The following is a 16,579-nucleotide window of genomic DNA, read 5'->3' as shown; positions in this document are numbered from 1 at the left end:
CATCTGCGAACGCGATTCTCAGGCGACACCACTGGATTGGTCGAGCCAGTGCAGCTTTTGGCTGTGCTTTCAACGAACAGTGTGCAGTCCCTTTGGCGTGAACTTAACCGAGCGGTGGTGGGGTGGGGCCAAATTGTTTTGACAGGGAGCGAAGACAATCACGAAGTCTGGTACGACAGCCGGGTCGACAACGTCTTGGATGCTTTTCGCACCGTTTCGGAGCGTCAACCCCCAGACTTCGTTCCGATGCCCGCCCCCGATTCATGCTTGGTTTCAATTTCTCTGGACGACTTGCCAAGCGATCCATTTCCGGGATACGAGGATGTTTCACCAACTCGTCAAGGCAAATGGGCCTACGAGATGAAGAAGCATCTGCGTGCTGGAAGGATCGGGACGCAGACATCTCGAGAGCGAGTGATCTTGCGAAAGGATTTGAGACGCATCGATCCTTCCATGTTCAAGGGCCAACTCGGATCGACGGTTCCCGAGACTGGCTTTTCAATCAAACCCGGTCGGACAAGCCTTCAAGTAGCAGTAGAGTTTGACTCTGGAGTCAGCCTGGACGTCGACATCTATTGGATCGACTTCGTTCGTGAAGACATAGCCGAAGATCTCTCGGCAAAGATCATCGCCAGCTTTCGAGACACGCCATTCGATGCAAACCCGGAATCAGCATCAGGTTGGATACGTGAACTCCCGTTTTTCAATCAAGCCGATCGCAAGATCGTTGGCCACGGCCTCGGCGAAGTGTACGCCTACACTTATCGCAGTGCCGTCGACGAAGCTGTCGCTGGCGAACTTCGCCGCTACCCAATGAAAATTGGCTACACGAGTGGTCTCGACGGAGCCATACAACGTGTCGCATCGCAGTTCCCATCGGCAATCGCACAGGACGCCCAAATTCAATTCATCGGCCGCTGTGACAACGGCCGCGCGACCGAGAACAAGATCCACAAAGCCCTGCGAGGTCGAGGCGGTCGCGTAGAAGAATCGTTGGGCAAGGAATGGTATTGGACAACGGCTGATGAAGTCGCCGAATTGTTCAATGACCTCTCGCGGTAACCGTTTCTATGCTTTTTGGGATCACCAAAGTCAGCCCGCACACAAGTCCTTCAGCAAGTCGTCGATCAAAAATTCCTCTTCGATGGCGATTTTTGACTGATCTATGGATTGGGCGAGTGCGGGGTCCCAAATCGCTGTGGCTTTGGGTGGTCGTAGCAGACGCATGTTTCGATGATTGCAGCGGTGCGTTGCTTTCTGGTGATCGACGGCGTTGAACTGCCATGGAATGAACCCAAACGACTTGTGGATGCGGCTGGCAATTCGCAATCCTCCCCAGTCGAAGTCACCATGATAGGACAATTGATATCCGGCGGTCGTGAGTAGTGACAGCAAGTTGAGGCACGCGAGATTGGGGTTGCCTTCGACACAGACCAGTGGTTTGCACTGTGCGCGGTAGCGGTCGGATGCGGCGGCGATCACGCTCGGATTCTCGCAAACATAAATGAGTCGATCCTTAGATTTACTCTTAGTGCAGAGCGTGAACGATGGTGGGTGCAATCTGAGATGACGGAATGTCAGGCGACAGGGCATACCGCCTGCGTGATGCTGTCGCAGCATTTTGTCAGACAGCGAGTCCCCGACCGCGGGCAAGTTCATCGCTAGCGCACTAACGGATAGCTCGTCGATGACGATCCCCACGGATTCCCACATTCGTCGTCGACCGGATGCACGTCGTGGAATGTCGACCTGTTGCTTGGCTGCGATCAGTCGCAACATCAATCGGCTGAGGATCGTTCCAGCGTCCAGTGCATGAGCATCCCCCAAGCACTCTGCGGCAAATACGGCCAGCGGACGCGAAGTCACAGGCAGTCGCTTCATCAAATCGAACGACTGAGTAAACAGTTCGATCGCGAAAGAGGGTTCACGCTTAGTAACCTTCTTCAACCAACCGGACTGGCGCAAATCGGCGACACACCGAACCATCAAGTCGTCGTCGGCAACTCGCTGATTCGCTTCATCCCAGAGCTTTTCCCATGCCGCCGAATCTGCGTCCCTTTCTTCTCGCACGTTCACGATCGGCCCGGCAGTCGCTTCGACCAGTGCCTGTAGCGAATCGAAGCGGCCGGTGTTGCGAATAATTCCATCAAAATCGGCCAAGTTCACCGAGATGTCAGGGCCGCGCGACGTTGATCCTGTCAACTCTTTGATACGAACTCGTTGGGTTTCTGTCAGTTTCCGGAGCTGACAGACACCTGTGAGCGGTCCGCCGCGTTTCAGTTTCTTAACCAAACGTTCCAGCAAGGGCTTGCAGGCTTCGTCGCGGAGCTCTGCGATCAGCGGGTCCGTCATTGAGGCTCCTCTCCGAACAGGGATGGGCCTTCGTCAGCAGTAGGCTCGTCTCGGGACTTGGCGTCACGCAATTGTTTTCCGTTCCAGATGAAAACTCGGTTGACGACCGCGCCGATGTCAGCGAATCGGTCCAGTTGGCAAATCGCTAGCTGGCGAACGCCGGCGTACATGCCCCACTCGATTTCGCTGGTCATCACCACGTCCAACTTGAACGCGGCAATCAATTCCATGCAACTCTCCCGCATGTCGGGGCTGACTCCCGCGAACGCTTCGTCAAGCAAAATAAATCGCGGTGCGAGCTTGTCCGCCGTTTGATAATAGGCCGCCGCCGCAGCCAATTGCGGCAATGTTAGAGAGATCGCCTTTTCGCCGCCGCTTCCGCTGCCGTAAGTCCGGCGAGTGAGACGTTGCCATGAAGCGTCGGGACCACTGCGTCGATAAATCTCGATACGGTGCCAAAGTCGATAATCCAACGCGGTTCGCAAATGATCGTGCCACGATCCGCTGGCCTCGCTTTCGCGACTTTGGCGGATACATCGTTGCAGAAACTGCTTGATTTGATCTCGTTCATCGGGTGACCAAGTCGCTGATGAAGTCGCCAGCACCTCGCACGCCTCCTCTAGCCCCGGCGGACCATCCGCGTCCCGACTCCACTTGAATCGCATCTGCAAGCCAGTCTTCATCGGACGGCTGGAGACTTCTCGCGTCATCAGGTCCACCAACTCCGATGCCATTCGCATTCCACTGCGCAGGCCCTCGGCGACTTCCCCAAGCAAATACTTCTCAAGCGTTGCCTGCTCCTTTTCATCCAAAATGCGATCGCGATTTTCGATGTCGGCCTTTAACCGCGAGATTGCCAGCGAGGGAGCAAGTCGTTCTCCTTGCATCGTCAGCGTGACCAATTGAAGGCCGTCTCGTATGTGGTCGACTTCCACCGCCAGTCCATCCTGAGAAAGGACCGTTTGTTGAAGTTCTGTCTGTGCCTCGTGTACCTTGTTCTGCGAACGGTGCCACGCCTCGTCATCAACGGAGGTGCCAGAAAGCTGACCATCCGTAAGGCGAGCAAACTTGATTGCCTGGGTCATCGAACAAGGCAATTCAGGAGGCGACGCCGATTCAACGGCAAGCTCAATCAGGCCGTGCGAATGGAGTGACGAGAACCAGTCCGCGCATTCACGTCGACGCTCATCGGTGTCGTTGGATTCGGTTTGCAGCCCTTCCAACTTGCTTTCGGTCACAGCAATCGACTTGTCGAGCGCGGAAATCTCTTTTCCGATCGAGTCAATGGAATCTTCGTGCGTCTTCAAATCACCCCGTTTCCGTTCGAGTCGTTCGATGAATTCACTGGCGTCTTTGCCAACGGCTGCTTCCAACTCACGGACTCGCTGACGTTGTTTTCCCAGCTCAATTTGTAAAGACTCGAACCTCGCACGTGTGTCTATCTGACGCTCGTTCGCCTGTGATAGCGACAGCTCCGCATGCTCGACTTGCGAAGAAGCCGAGACCAGTGACTCGCCTTTCGCTTCCAGGGTCGAAAGTTGTTGCGAATACTCATTCAAACGATCTTGCAGTTCGCCAACACGCGAGGCCCATGCACTCAGTCGAAGGTCGTCCGCATCTGCGTTGCGTCGGGCAACGCGTCTATCGACCTCGCTCGCACGTTCGGCTTCGACTTGCTGAGCTTTTTGAAGCAGGTCCTGGGCCGCGTCCGCCTCGCGCCGCGCATTGTCGACATCGAACGTCGTCTGCACGACATTCTGTCTGCTCGGGAATTTCCCTGCGAATAGCAATCGCTGTTCTTTCTTCTCGCGAACGTCGGCGAGCTTCTCTTGCCATTGAATTTTTGTCTTGTCGTGCTGAACTAGCTCGCTAGCCAGTTCGGCGATTCTGGATTCTCGAAAAGCTTGACGCGTTTCTTCGCCAATAAATTGCGGTCGCGGTTTCGCCCACTGCCCGCGAAGCTGACCGTTTTGCCAACGCCCACCATTGGCCACCCATGTCGCGCCAGCGTCTTCGCCAACGCCGATCACGCTCAACAACCGTTGAATCGTTTGACTCCGAACCTTGCTGACACCTTCGGCGGCTTCCAACACACAACCGAGTTGCCGTGAGTCTTCGAGCGTATGTTCGCGATCACACAGCAACTGCAAGTCCAGAATCTTATCGCCCGCATCAAACACGGTTCCATCGGGAGTGACCCAAGCATCAAGGATTCCAGAATCCTGCAAGGCGGCCTCCCATCCACCTCGCTCCCGATCGGGAACTTCACTGCGAAAATCCACGAGTTGCCAAAACGGAGCACCCGCTAGTTGCTCGCGATGCGAAACGTCATGGTCTTCACGAGTCGGAGGTACAATGGTTTCACCGGATTTCAATCGTAACGTTTCCGCTTCCGCAACTCCGATCGCGACGTCAATTCGCTCAATTTCGGCATGGTACTGTGTCGATTCACGTGCAGCGCGTGCGACCGTTTCCGCTTCAACTCGTCGAAGAATTTCGGCGCAGGGATCGACTGCATCGGCAGTTTCAATCCAAGCGTTCCAGGTATCTGACCAAGACTCGATTGCGGGCAAGAAGTCACGAAGCAAAGTCGCGGACTCGTACCAGTCGAGGATCGCTTGCCAAGTCGTCGCCACAGCGTGTTCGCATTTCTGCTGACTGCTCTCCAGTGCGTCGGAGCGGAGCATCGCATCGGTGGTTAGACGCTGGACATTCTGCCGCGCCGCTTCACGTTCCCGCCGTGCCTGTTCAATTGCATCGTCAAGCTTCTTGAGATGTTTTGCAGACTTTGTGAAGCCCACAGCGGCTTCGCTGAGAGAACGAAGCGATTGCTGGAAACCATCGACGTCCTTTTGTGCAAGGTTCCCGTCCACCATCTCGCGGTGCTGGTTCTGTAGTGCTTCCGGCGCAGCAGCTTTGCGAATACGAGCAGAGTCGCCGGTAAGAATCTTGAATTGGTTTTCCAACCTCGTTTCGCAATTCGTCAGGAACTGCTCCGCGGCATTCTGTTGTGCAATCGCCGCATCTTGATCTCGTTGACCATCGGTCTCTTGCCGGGCTAGCCTGTCAACGGTACGACGTAACTCATCCAGTCGGCGAGCATCACCCATCTCGGGACTTTGTTCAAGTTCGCTGACTGCGGCTCTCGCCGACTCAATGTCGATGCGAGCCTGCTGGCGACGATCACTCAAAGTCTCTAACGAAAGCTTGTCTTGTTCTCTTTTTTCCGCCAGAGCTCTCAAGCTCTTTTGCACAGTCTCGTACCGACTGTTTGCACTCGTCAGTTGCCGGATGGCACGCAGAACACCGCGACGAACGTGATCTCGATAAGGACGCAAAAATCGCTCAACGTCACCGAGCATTTGCCGATCTGCTGCAAGCGACGTACGATAGTGATCCAGGTCGCGAAACGCTTCAGCTGCATCGTCCAACAACGCTTCCTTCAATGGCGGAAGTGCACCGCGAAGAGCAGCCTCAAGCTGGTCAATATCGAGCTTCTTTGCCAACTGTGGCTGTCGCAGTTGGAGCAATAAGTCGACCAGGGGCTCATATCGTTCGCCAAGTCGAAACAGTTTTTCGTCGATCACGCGTCGATAGTCGGTTGCACTTTCGATCACCTGCCCGGTATCACCCAGCACATCCGTTAGTTGACGCTGCGTGAGTGGCACGCCGTCGATCGACTTCAGAGTGAATGACTCATCCACGCGCCGCGGCGTGACGAAAAACCAAGACTTCATCGGCCCGCCACGAACGGCGCGAATCGCCATCCCGATCGTCAGAAAATGATCGTCTTGCTCGTCGACACGCCCGAACTCCAGCCACGTGTAGCCCGTACTACTATGCCTGTCAGTTATACGTAAGTCATGGTGAGTTATCGCAACCGAACGCTTGCCAGGCCAGTGAGAAGTCTTTCATTCGTCGCAAGCCGTTCCACATCGCTTCGGCACCTGGTGGTGCGTCTCCGCGACGATTGTTGTGACCGCCAAGCTGACCGATCATTAAAACCAGTTCGCCCAAACTTGGTGGATCGCTCGGTAGCGGTTCGTCACGGACCGGCTTCCATTCAAACTCATGGAAGACCGCTTCGCAGTTGAGATCAGGACACTGCCGTCCCAACATCGTCAGATACATCAGCCGCCAGGCGACGACCTTGTAGATCATCAACGCGCGACGTTGCCGGGCATTGGTTTCTAGCTGAATCTCTTCGATCCGGCAGCCCGATTTGTAGACTCGGAAATAGGTTTCGATTGGCCAGCGTGTGACATAAATATCGATCACTCGCTGAATCTGATCGATCGTGTCGATCGGCAGACTGCTGAGCAGTTGCCAGTGAACGTCGGTCCCATCACCTGGTCCGTTCACCTCGCGGACCTCCACCACCGACAGTTCCACCTCGGGCAGTTCAGCCTTTCGCGCGTGAGGCGGCTTGATGGACAATCGCTTGGCACGAACGTCCAGCGTCGCTCGGCGAGCGGCCCGCTTGGGTGTGGCAGTCAAGTCGACCTGCAGCCGCATCGAGACCGGAGCGCTGGCGACTTCATCGGCAACCTTTTTGTAAACGCTTGGCCCTGTCGCGACGTCCCGCTCGGGCGTACAACGCGGCTGTTTGGCGCGAATAACGAAGTCAGCCGGACTAGGATGCTGGGCCGCTTCGACAAATATATCGTACAAATCCGATTCACGATCGGCGACGCTGATGACCTGCTTGTCGGGCAACTGACCGGCTAGCTGGCAGGCCTGCCGGTAGCCCTGCAGCCAACGGAAGGACTCTTTCTCCTCGATCGGCAACTGCTTTCGCTGGTCGCTGTTTTGGCCGAGCGTTTCGGGGTTGTGCGAGAACAATTTGACGTCCATCACGCCCAGGCAAAGTCCGGTCTCGCTGAAGGCGATCTGGCTGTGATCATAGAGACCGTAGCGGTACTCTTCATTAAGCACCCCGGAGTCTTCGGTGGGATGTTTGGTGAAGTCCAGTTCGGTGGTGTCTTGGACCAGTAGAACGGAGTCTTGTTGGTCGATTCGCCGCATCGTGGCGTCTCTGTGAGCGTCGAGGATCTTGGCCTCGTCCACTGAATCGTTGTCAAAGAATTCGTAGGCAGCGTGCGTCTCGTTCCATCCCTGCGAGGCAGCGTTGATGCTGGCTTGAGGATTGGCCGCAAGCCGTTCGGCAATTATTTTGCATCGCCGATCGAGTCGTTTGTCACCCAGTTGTAGTGTTTCAAATTCGTTGGCAATTGGCTCCGCCATGGTCTTTACTCCGCGTCTTAGGCTGTACGATGTTGATTACTCAATCTGCCTAAACCGCTGGCGCAAATATCGTGCCAAATTCGCCCCAATTGCCTACGACTTACGTATAACTGACAGACTACTATGCTGATCGTCCATCAGCACATTCCAAACAACTTGGCGAGTCGGATCGCGGTCGGGTTCAACTCGTGTTGGCTTCAACGAACCATCCAGCAGCAACGGTAACGTCATCGCTAGCACGCGACTTTTCCCTGTCCCGTTGCTACCGCGAAGGAGCAGCCGACCATCCGCGAACGGAAATCGCTCGTCCTCGAACAGAAACAAATTCTGTAGTCCGGCGCGGAGTGGTTGCCATCGCTCGCGGATCGGTATCGGCAACTCGCCCTCGAGTATCCGTTGCGTTGCCAACTCGATACGGGCATCCGTAGGCTCTTCGCTGGCTTCGGAAGTCTGCTCAGCCACACTCATTCACCCGCCTCCCACAGACTCGGTTGAACGGGCGGTTCCACCGTCGGGCTTGGCAGCACCACCTCATTGAGTCGATACCGCGCAATCGCCGGGCGTGGTTGCAGACGCTCACCCGAGACTTCGAGCAATCCCAGCGAACACAGATTGTCGACCGCATCCCGCATGATTCGCCGAACACCCTCGGGAGTGTTGCTATCCTTTCGCCAGTGCTTTTCATGAGTCTCGGCGAGCGTCGCAACATGAGCTTCCAATTCAGATATTGAAACGACGCAATCAACGTCTTCGCACTCGCGCAACAAGTTTCCCAGCCATTCTGCAACCAAGAGAGTCGCATGGCCTCGCGTTCCTGTTTCCGGCAATCCGATGTCAGTCCAACCGCCGCCCGGATCAAGTAACGCGACTCCTTCGCCACGTCGCTCGGCAACCATCCCCGTCACGCGGGTTAACTCTCGAATCAGCCGATCGCCTTGGCTGTTGAAGTATTCGTATTCACGCGGAGTCAACTCGTCAAAGTACATGACCGGATCGTCCAGTAGTCGTCGGACCAGTAAGTGTTGCAATTCGCGGTTCTGTGCTTCGGGTACCTCCGGTGTTTCCGCCTCATTTAGCATCTCGATCATCTCGACTGTGTCATTCGCCTCTACCGTCGATGCACCACGAATGGAACAGAGGCAAGTCGCTAGGCACGAACGGTCAACACGATACAAGCAATCACTTTCGCCAGTGACATAATTCTTGTCATCACCATCGGCGCGCACCAGAACGTGCATTCGCTCAAGCCATCGCATCACGGACACTAATTCACGTCGATGTGCCAATGTCTTGGTTTCAAATTCAAAATCTAACTCACGCAGCTGTCCATCAAGTCGAACCGATGTTTCGACCTTGCGAGCGACCTGTTGCAAGGTGGTTTGACGTTGCTCCCCCTCGAGCGTTGCCAGCACCAAGCAAAGCAGTGCATATCGACGTCGTGAAAACTGCGTGCGATCCGAACCGCTTTTGTCCACGACGCCGCGCGTTGAATCGAGCCTTGGGGAAGGGTGTTTTCTCAATCGAGCAATATCGGCCGCGATAATTAGCGTCCAGCCCGGCCAACGCTGGAACCACGGCCTAAGCCAGTCGGCGTTGCGACGAATCATCCGGAACGATTCGGACGTTGGCCCCTCGGCGGGTACCAATGGTTGACTCAACAGAATGCGTATCGCCTCGCGCCGCTCTTCATCTTCAATTTCCCGTTGTCGCCGAGCAAGCCGATCTGCTGCGGTCGATCGTTCACGTTTAGACACGCGTCACCTCCATCCAAGCATCTTGCAAAACGAGTGTCCCATCTTCCGTGTCAATGCGAGCGATATTGATCTTGGAGTCGGCACGATCCAGCTCTTGACCCGAATCCATCTCCAGTCCAATCCGCAAACGTCCATCGCGACTCGTTGCGGTGACACGACTGACATCACCTTTCGGAACAGCCAGTTCAAGCAAACCAAGCAGCATCTTGAACGCTTCTTGATCCAGCCCACCGATCTCCGACAACCGACAGCGTCCCAGTGCGACCAACGTTTCACGCGAGGCTTCGTCACGTCCCGTCTCGCGTCCCAGTCTTCGTTGCAGTTCCGCACGTTCGGCGGAACGATCCGTCACCCGGCGGTTTGCCGCAGCCGAGGGAGCCCGTCCCTTCTCGCGTAATTGCGGTGTCATTTCAATCGGTTCGGCGTCGATCCATCGTGTGTCAGGACGAACACGATTCTGATCGAGACTGTCAATCGTCTTTGGGTCAATCCGCAAATGCCGCGAGGGTGAAAGAGCAAAAGCGGCACGGAACAAACGATGTGACTGCGCTTCATCACGAGCCTGCAAGAAGTTGATCGCCAAAGCACGCAAATCAGCAACACGATCACTTCGTCCAGATTGTCGCTCGTTCATCTGACTTGCTAGCTGCAACAACCGCGGGATCGCCGCGCGAGCAGCCGCTCGCAGTTGGTCCGACTGAGGCGGGCGTCCTTCACGCTGCATGAACCAACCTTGAAGACCTGCCAGCCGTTGACGCCAACGGATCGCCATATCGGAGATTCTACGCTCATGTTGTTGCTCTTCGCCTGCACGCGGCTCACCGACTTCTTCCGTCGCAGCAATCTCGGCAAGCCGCTCGAACTCCCAATCCTGAATTCGGCGAAGTCTCCCAGCGATTTCGTCCGTTCGCAGAATCAGCTCGCTCACGAATTGTTGCAGGTAGTCGATCAATTGTTGCTTGTAGACGAGAAACGCTTCCAAGTCCCCACGGTCCGATTCCGTCTGTTCGTGCAGCCAACGGAAAAACGATTGAGCGCGAGAAGTCAGTTCGTCCGCGTCCTGCGAGATACTTCGCAAGGTCGTCAGCGTCACAACAGGGTCTTTCTCATCTGCGTCACGCAAGTGAATCGCCAATCGCTCAAGCTGCCCCGCACCATCAGCGATACGATCAAGCGCCCGAGCATCCAGCTTAGCCTGTTGCTGCAATCGTTCAGTAAACGTCAGTGTCGATGCATGAGCCGCCTCACCGCTGGCACTCAATTGATACAGCAACCGCTTTCGGTAGTAGTCCGTCAGCGAAGCAACGTCGGCATTGTCCTGATACGACTGTAGATTCCCCCAGCTTTCCAATTGCTGAAGCGCCGACTCGACATCGCTCAGATCCAACGACGTCCCGCGAACCACAAGTTCCGACTGGACTTCCGACGCCCGCAAATGCAAGGCAAACTCTGCCTTCGCTGCCGCAAAGACATCCACAATCGCACGATACACGACCGCACGCTCGGCCGTCAGATAAGAAAAGCAAAGCCAGTCAACCGCCCCATCATCCATCCAACCACGCCCCGCGTTCAATGCACCCGTTAGAGTTCTAGTTCGATCAATGTCTTCCAGGCTCAATTGTACACAGACAGACCGCAGCTTTCTTGACCCTAGCCTTCTACAGTCCGCAGCATTTGACCTTCGTCAGTTTTCCTTAGGCCGAGCTGTGTATGGCCGACCGAATGCACCGATAATCAAGATGGTCATGCGATCGTAAATGATCAGCAATCGTCCTGGATTTCTAAACTGACACTGTATAGTGATGGAAAAAAATCTTAGGGCCGGGCCTTGACGCGGGTGGGTTTGTCGCAACAATCGTTGCCGACGTGTAGTGAGAACTGCCGAGCGCCGTCCGTGTACGGCAAAGTATGAATATCAAAACTGAAATCTTTGTTGGCCACCCGATCGAAATCGAATCGGAGATGGCTTTTCTACGTCAACTTTCGTCAGACCTCGAAGCTGCCGGGCGTCGTGCGGTCATTTTGGCGAACTTCTTTCCGCGTAGCAAACCTGAACCGCAGATCGACTTTCTTGTCGTGCTCGATGGCTTTGTTTGCCATGTCGAGCTGAAATGCGTTTCTTGCCCTATTTTTGGCGGCACCAATGGGGCCTGGCACATACAGATGCCGGATGGGTCAAGACAGCCGCTACAACACGACAATCCTTACGGCCAGTCCACGAAGTGCAAATTCGCGATTAGCGATGAGATGCGTGCTTTCACTGGTCAGGACAAGGCGGCGAAACCGTTCTACAAGCAGATGCAATCAGTCCTTTGCATCTACCCGAAACTCCACCGGAATTCAGTTGTCGTTAGCGACTATAAGGTCAAGACGATCGGTTATCCCGAGCTATTGAAGCTGTTGCTCTCGGGCAACAAGAGTCCAGGCTGGTCATATGAGAAATGGATTGAGTTCGCGATGTATCTCGGACTGGTTCGGCATGATGACCGATCGCCTGAACAGGTCGCCGCTGACGATGATGCGCAAGTGCTTGAAACATATCTCCAGCGTTTCCAAGAATGGAGTAGCATCGACAACCAGCAACATGTCCCAACGTCGCTACGAATTGACGATGAAGAACTGTCGACCGAAAATCTGATTTCCAGAATCGACGACAATCGACACTTTCAGCTCATCGGACCCTCGGGACTTGGCAAGTCAATGCTTCTTCGCGGACTGGGGACAGAGCTTTCGACTAACAAACAGCCGGTCATTTTCGCCTCAGCAGCTAAATATCAAGGAAGACTATCAGACTTGCTGAATCGTAGCGTCTCACATCTGTGCCCGATGCGCGCGATCGAGTTTATCGAATTGGCCCAGCGGCGCGGCGAAACGCCAACGATCCTGGTAGATGGCTTCAACGAGTGTCCAGTCCGGTTGAGAGAGCAATTGCTTGCTGACCTGCAAGCACTGTTTCTTCGGTATGGCACGCAGATTGCGATGAGCGCGCAGCAGAGAATTGAGCTTCCTTCAGCACTGAATGGAGCGGTCATCGAATGTCAGGAATTGACGGACGATCAACGAGTTGCAATTTTGAAACAGCATGCAGGTCGCGCAGTCACGAAACAGGAAATTGAGAATTGCATTGCATTCCGTTCTGGCTACGAACTTTCGATCGCTGCTGAATGCCTTTCACAGCTTGGTGAGTCCTCGACACGGCGTGATTTGTTCAATCGTTTTTTGGAACGACGATTCGATAGCCCGGCGGATGTCATTTGGGCACGGCAGGTCTTTGGCGGACTTGCGGCTCTAATGCAAGCTCAGCTTCGGACGAGTCTTTCCAGTAGTGACTTAACCCATGTATTTGAGATCGCTTCAGAACGCGAGAAAATCCCACCGAGACTGCTAAATGAGATTGTCAGCAGCGGTGTGATTGACTTGGATCAGGGCCAATGCGGATTTCGGCACGAGATGCTACAGAGGTTCTTTGAGTCGGAGGCGATTTGCCGAACAGTCACCAGCTTTGAAGTGCTTAAGGCTGAACTTCGGAAGCCTGTTCATCACGCTCTTATCGAATTCGCAATTGATCGTCAGACGGACGATTCCAACATTCGTGATCTTCTCGGTCTCGCCTGCGAAACGAACGGTCCTTCCGTTCTATCGCGAGCGTTTGACGGAAATCTTGGTGCGTCGGCGAAACAGATCGTGCGCGAGGACGCAGCTAAAATGCTACGCGACGCGGAAGCCGATTTGGTCGAGATTGATTTGAAGATCGAAATTAACAAGTCCGATGGAGAGCGTACGTCGTTGGAGCCAACCGTACTGAACGCTCGGCAATGGTCTTCGTATGAATACGGACTGATGAACTTGGTAGCTGAACGACTGCCGTCAGGATGGTTAATCGTCGATGTCATGCGGCTCGTTGGAATGACACAGTCTCGGGTTAGCGAGTGTTTGCAACTTCGATACCGCTCTGAAGTACTTGCGAAACCAAGTGTCAAGACTGTCCTGTTTTCGCGTCTTTGTGTCCTCGGCGGACGCGGTGACACGTTGCCCATATCAACGATTCTTAGGGCTTCGTGTAATCGCTACTCAAGTTTCGAGGCGGACTTAATACCGGAACCTATTTGTGAAGTTGTGCGCTCACCAACGGAATACTCCGCAGCGGAGCTGTATTTTGCACTTGTTCAATTTCGGTGGAATGTTTCGCAGGTCGAAGATCGGTTGACTGATTTCTTCAGGGTTTGCTGGGAATCCGAGATTTACCATTTGCAGTTGGAAGCCCTCTACCGCGTTGCCTATTGGTGCAATATCGCCGAACCGAACCTTTCTGAGTTAAAGAACTACCTCGGGACAGTCCAGCCATCGCACCCGTTCCTCGGCGCACCATTGATCGAGGCGCTAACCGCGTTTGAACTATTTGAACATCCCACATCGGCATACGATCTCAAGACATCACTGCTTCACGCACTGGAGACGCCCGATGACGAGGAATCTCAAACGATCGCTCATGACATCGTCTCAGGAATGTTCGACACGATTAATGATGAAGCGTGCTACCAAGCCATCGAGTCGCTGTCAGAATCTGAGAGATACGAGGTCTATGTGATGGCCGCGTTGGGAATGCCTGGCTATTCGATGAATGGCGGTTGGTTGCTTGGAAGACTGTTAGAGAATGCGTCCATTGAAGCACTTCCGGCGTTTGAGAAATATGCGCGCACCTTGGATCACGAAGCGATGGGGCCGCAGGATCGCACGGCCTGTTTTATCACAGCACATGCTGGTTCGGCGGCTCTGGTGGACGAGCCATTCTGTCTCGATGACCTTAGCAACGACGATCGACGTGCTTGGCAGAAATATGGTGAGCTCATTTTCTGGCTTTGCAAACCTGACATCTCACCAGATGAACTGAGGGAACGAAGTGAGCCAATTTTGGCTGCACTCTCGACCGAACTTGCGTTCGAGGCTATCGACCCGCTACGAGAGTTCGCCCACGCTTCCAGCATGACCTTCAAGTCAGACCATGGAAGGATTACAAACCGCCTTTTCAAAATGTTCTTGCCAGAGTTCCGCAATCTGCTGGAGTTTGGATTCAAGAATCGAGAGAGTCTTACACGAATCGACAAACGCTGTCCCGATCGACAGACTCCACGAGAACTCACAACCTTCATTGTTCACGCGCTGGGGCGAGTTGGGGACGCGGATTCGGCAACCTTGCTCAGTGAACTGATTGACGATCCCTACCATGGTCGTGATGTGGTCGATTCTGTTCGGCGAATAAATGCGGATGAAGGATTTGAGGCGATTGGATTCCTGCACCGCCATCCGTAGAATTTTTCGACTAGGTTCGCTTGCGATATCGACCTCTGAATTTCTGGACCACGTGAAGATGGCATGTTCGATTCGATTTCAGTTGATGCGATCCAATTCAAGCAACCTGTCTCTAACACCAATCAAACGCTGATAGCTAAAAAAAGGTGAACGCAGTGGCCGCCCCGAAGGGCGGCCACGACGTTCCGGTGATTAGCGGCGGCGGTGGTGATTGCGTTTGCTCCGGTTGCGTCCGACGTTGTAGCCTTTGCGGCTGCCGGTGCGTTTGCCGGTTTTGTAGAACCACCATGCGACAAAGCCGATGACGATCCAAGTTAGCAATTCGTCCATTTGACTTCCTTACGAATACGAGTTGGGGCTGGGGCCTCGGTGAAAGCTTGTGCCCTGTTCGTTTCGTAAGGAAGCGTCTTGGACGGTCCATTCGCCGGATAGCAAATTGACGCTGGTGTCGGCGTCGGTTGGGATGTCGCGGAGCCATCGCGTGAACTGATGGACAATCAATCCCGCTGCGATGCTGGCGGCGTAGACCGTGCTGTGTGACGTGCAAGTTCCTTGCTGGGCGTCGGATGCGGCGAAAAGTGTTGAAGCGTAAAGAGCTTCGGACTTGCTGTCGGTGACCGTTAGGACTCGCAGCACTTCGCCAAGCATCCGGCCATCGGCCCAGAACCCCACACGCGACTTTACCGAACGCCAGATTGCAGATCGAGCGGCGATGGAGTCCACGCAGCAAAACACTGTGTTACCGATCTCTTGGCGTGGTCGAAAACGGTCCTCCACTCGAATGACATCGATCGTTGAATCAATTTCGCCAATGGCTTGCGACGTGGCAAACGTTTTCGCCGATCCAACCTCATGCTTTCGGTAGCCTTGCGTTGTCGTGTTGGACAAGTCGACGTTATCGAAGTCGATCAACTGGATTCGTGGCGTTCCGATCGACGCGAGTTGCAACGCAACTTGACGACCGATCGCGCCAACGCCGATCACCGTTGCGGTGACTTCAGCCAACCGGTCCATCGGGACCAGTTGGCTTTGACGTTCAAAACGATTCTGAGCCGCGTTCAACTGATCGCCCCCAAGAGATTGTCGCTCCAGCGATCGGTTGCCGACGGATTTTGCTCCCACCAATCCGACTCGTCGTAAGTATCAGCGAAGGTGTGACGCGAGGAAAATGGATCGTAAACCGTCACGTTGTCACAGTATTCAATGAACCATGCTTCGTGATCGGCTGCGGGGAATTCGCGATCGAACTCGACGCACGACCGCAGGCGTCGTTCGGTGCCGGGGCCGACGTTGAAGCGGGCTTGCGTGTAGGTGTTACCCTCCTCGGCGATGATGTGCATCACCGCCCAATCGACTCCACCGAAACAACGATCAAACGTTTCTTCATCAGTGCCGCTTGGAGACGGCGACGCACCTGGATGAGTGTGAATCCAGATTCTTGCGAACTGTTCGGGTTGCCGACCGGCGTCAACCTGCTTGTCGAAAAAATCGGCAACGCTGTCGTCGTAGAACTCGACCGAGACAACCGAGCAAACTTGTTCGACAAGCTGAATGTCTTCAACGAGCAACAGATCGCTGGCGCTGGAGATGCCGAATCCTCCGACTTCGGTGGGGCCGATGTCACGCAGGTAGAGCAACTTTGCCATCGCGTAGGGAGTGAACCGCAGGCTTCGGTGGTTCGTTCGTTGATTCATCGTCGTCTTCATTTGCTTCGTTTTGCTTGGTGATGCAATCATCGCAGGTTCCTTCAAAGAGACATGAGGTACAGAAAGATTCGCCACAGTCGTCACACGACTTCAGGCACGTTTGACATGTTTCGTTGCCACAGCTTTCGCAGCTTGAGCTGCAGTCGCTGCAGTAACGATCACAGCAGGATTCGCAGCACGAACTGCAATCCAAGCACAGCTCGGTTTCACAAT

At 54.6% G+C, this 16,579-nt stretch carries 10 protein-coding genes; 2 read left to right on the top strand and 8 right to left on the bottom strand.

Going from position 1 to position 16,579, the window contains the following annotated elements; translation table 11 throughout:
- Nucleotides 1-453 precede the first annotated feature (453 nt).
- Entirely contained in the window at nucleotides 454-1,062 is a 609-nt protein-coding gene (locus Poly24_RS26935) for a GIY-YIG nuclease family protein (protein ID WP_197452421.1), read from the top strand.
- A gap of 30 nt (nucleotides 1,063-1,092) precedes the next feature.
- On the opposite strand, the gene Poly24_RS08385 is transcribed toward Poly24_RS26935, so the two are convergent.
- From Poly24_RS08385 to Poly24_RS08365, 5 genes are all read right to left on the bottom strand, one after another.
- Nucleotides 1,093-2,352 carry a TIGR02679 family protein gene (locus Poly24_RS08385; protein ID WP_145093247.1) on the bottom strand — a complete coding sequence of 420 codons (1,260 nt, stop codon included), beginning with the start codon at nucleotides 2,350-2,352 and terminating at the stop codon, nucleotides 1,093-1,095.
- Nucleotides 2,349-6,206 carry a TIGR02680 family protein gene (locus Poly24_RS08380; RefSeq protein ID WP_261343114.1) on the bottom strand — a complete coding sequence of 1,286 codons (3,858 nt, stop codon included), beginning with the start codon at nucleotides 6,204-6,206 and terminating at the stop codon, nucleotides 2,349-2,351. The genes Poly24_RS08385 and Poly24_RS08380 overlap by 4 nt, the downstream gene beginning before the upstream one ends.
- A gap of 7 nt (nucleotides 6,207-6,213) precedes the next feature.
- A complete protein-coding gene (locus tag Poly24_RS08375; protein ID WP_145093241.1) occupies nucleotides 6,214-7,596 on the bottom strand; it encodes an IS4 family transposase in 1,383 nt (460 codons plus the stop codon).
- Between the two features lie 464 nt (nucleotides 7,597-8,060).
- Nucleotides 8,061-9,350 (bottom strand): TIGR02678 family protein, encoded by a 1,290-nt coding sequence (locus tag Poly24_RS08370; RefSeq protein ID WP_145093238.1) that lies wholly within the window; start codon nucleotides 9,348-9,350, stop codon nucleotides 8,061-8,063.
- Entirely contained in the window at nucleotides 9,343-10,902 is a 1,560-nt protein-coding gene (locus tag Poly24_RS08365) for a TIGR02677 family protein (protein WP_145093235.1), read from the bottom strand. Before Poly24_RS08365 ends, Poly24_RS08370 begins: the two co-directional genes overlap by 8 nt.
- Before the next feature lie 356 nt (nucleotides 10,903-11,258).
- Between Poly24_RS08365 and Poly24_RS08360 the strand changes: the two genes are divergently transcribed.
- Entirely contained in the window at nucleotides 11,259-14,660 is a 3,402-nt protein-coding gene (locus tag Poly24_RS08360; protein ID WP_145093232.1) for an NERD domain-containing protein, read from the top strand.
- A gap of 192 nt (nucleotides 14,661-14,852) precedes the next feature.
- Here Poly24_RS08360 and Poly24_RS26925 read toward each other — a convergent pair whose 3' ends face one another.
- From Poly24_RS26925 to Poly24_RS08350, 3 genes are read right to left on the bottom strand one after another with little or no spacing between them, the layout of a single operon-like run.
- On the bottom strand, nucleotides 14,853-14,990 hold the full coding sequence (locus Poly24_RS26925) for a hypothetical protein (protein ID WP_197452418.1): 138 nt from the start codon (nucleotides 14,988-14,990) through the stop codon (nucleotides 14,853-14,855).
- A 9-nt stretch (nucleotides 14,991-14,999) separates the two neighbouring features.
- On the bottom strand, nucleotides 15,000-15,782 hold the full coding sequence (locus Poly24_RS08355) for a ThiF family adenylyltransferase (RefSeq protein WP_231753523.1): 783 nt from the start codon (nucleotides 15,780-15,782) through the stop codon (nucleotides 15,000-15,002).
- On the bottom strand, nucleotides 15,719-16,396 hold the full coding sequence (locus tag Poly24_RS08350) for a hypothetical protein (protein WP_231753522.1): 678 nt from the start codon (nucleotides 16,394-16,396) through the stop codon (nucleotides 15,719-15,721). Before Poly24_RS08350 ends, Poly24_RS08355 begins: the two co-directional genes overlap by 64 nt.
- Between the last annotated feature and the right edge of the window lie 183 nt (nucleotides 16,397-16,579).

The organism is Rosistilla carotiformis (assembly GCF_007753095.1).
Lineage (GTDB): Bacteria > Planctomycetota > Planctomycetia > Pirellulales > Pirellulaceae > Rosistilla > Rosistilla carotiformis.
This window is presented reverse-complemented; position numbering and strand designations above follow the sequence as displayed.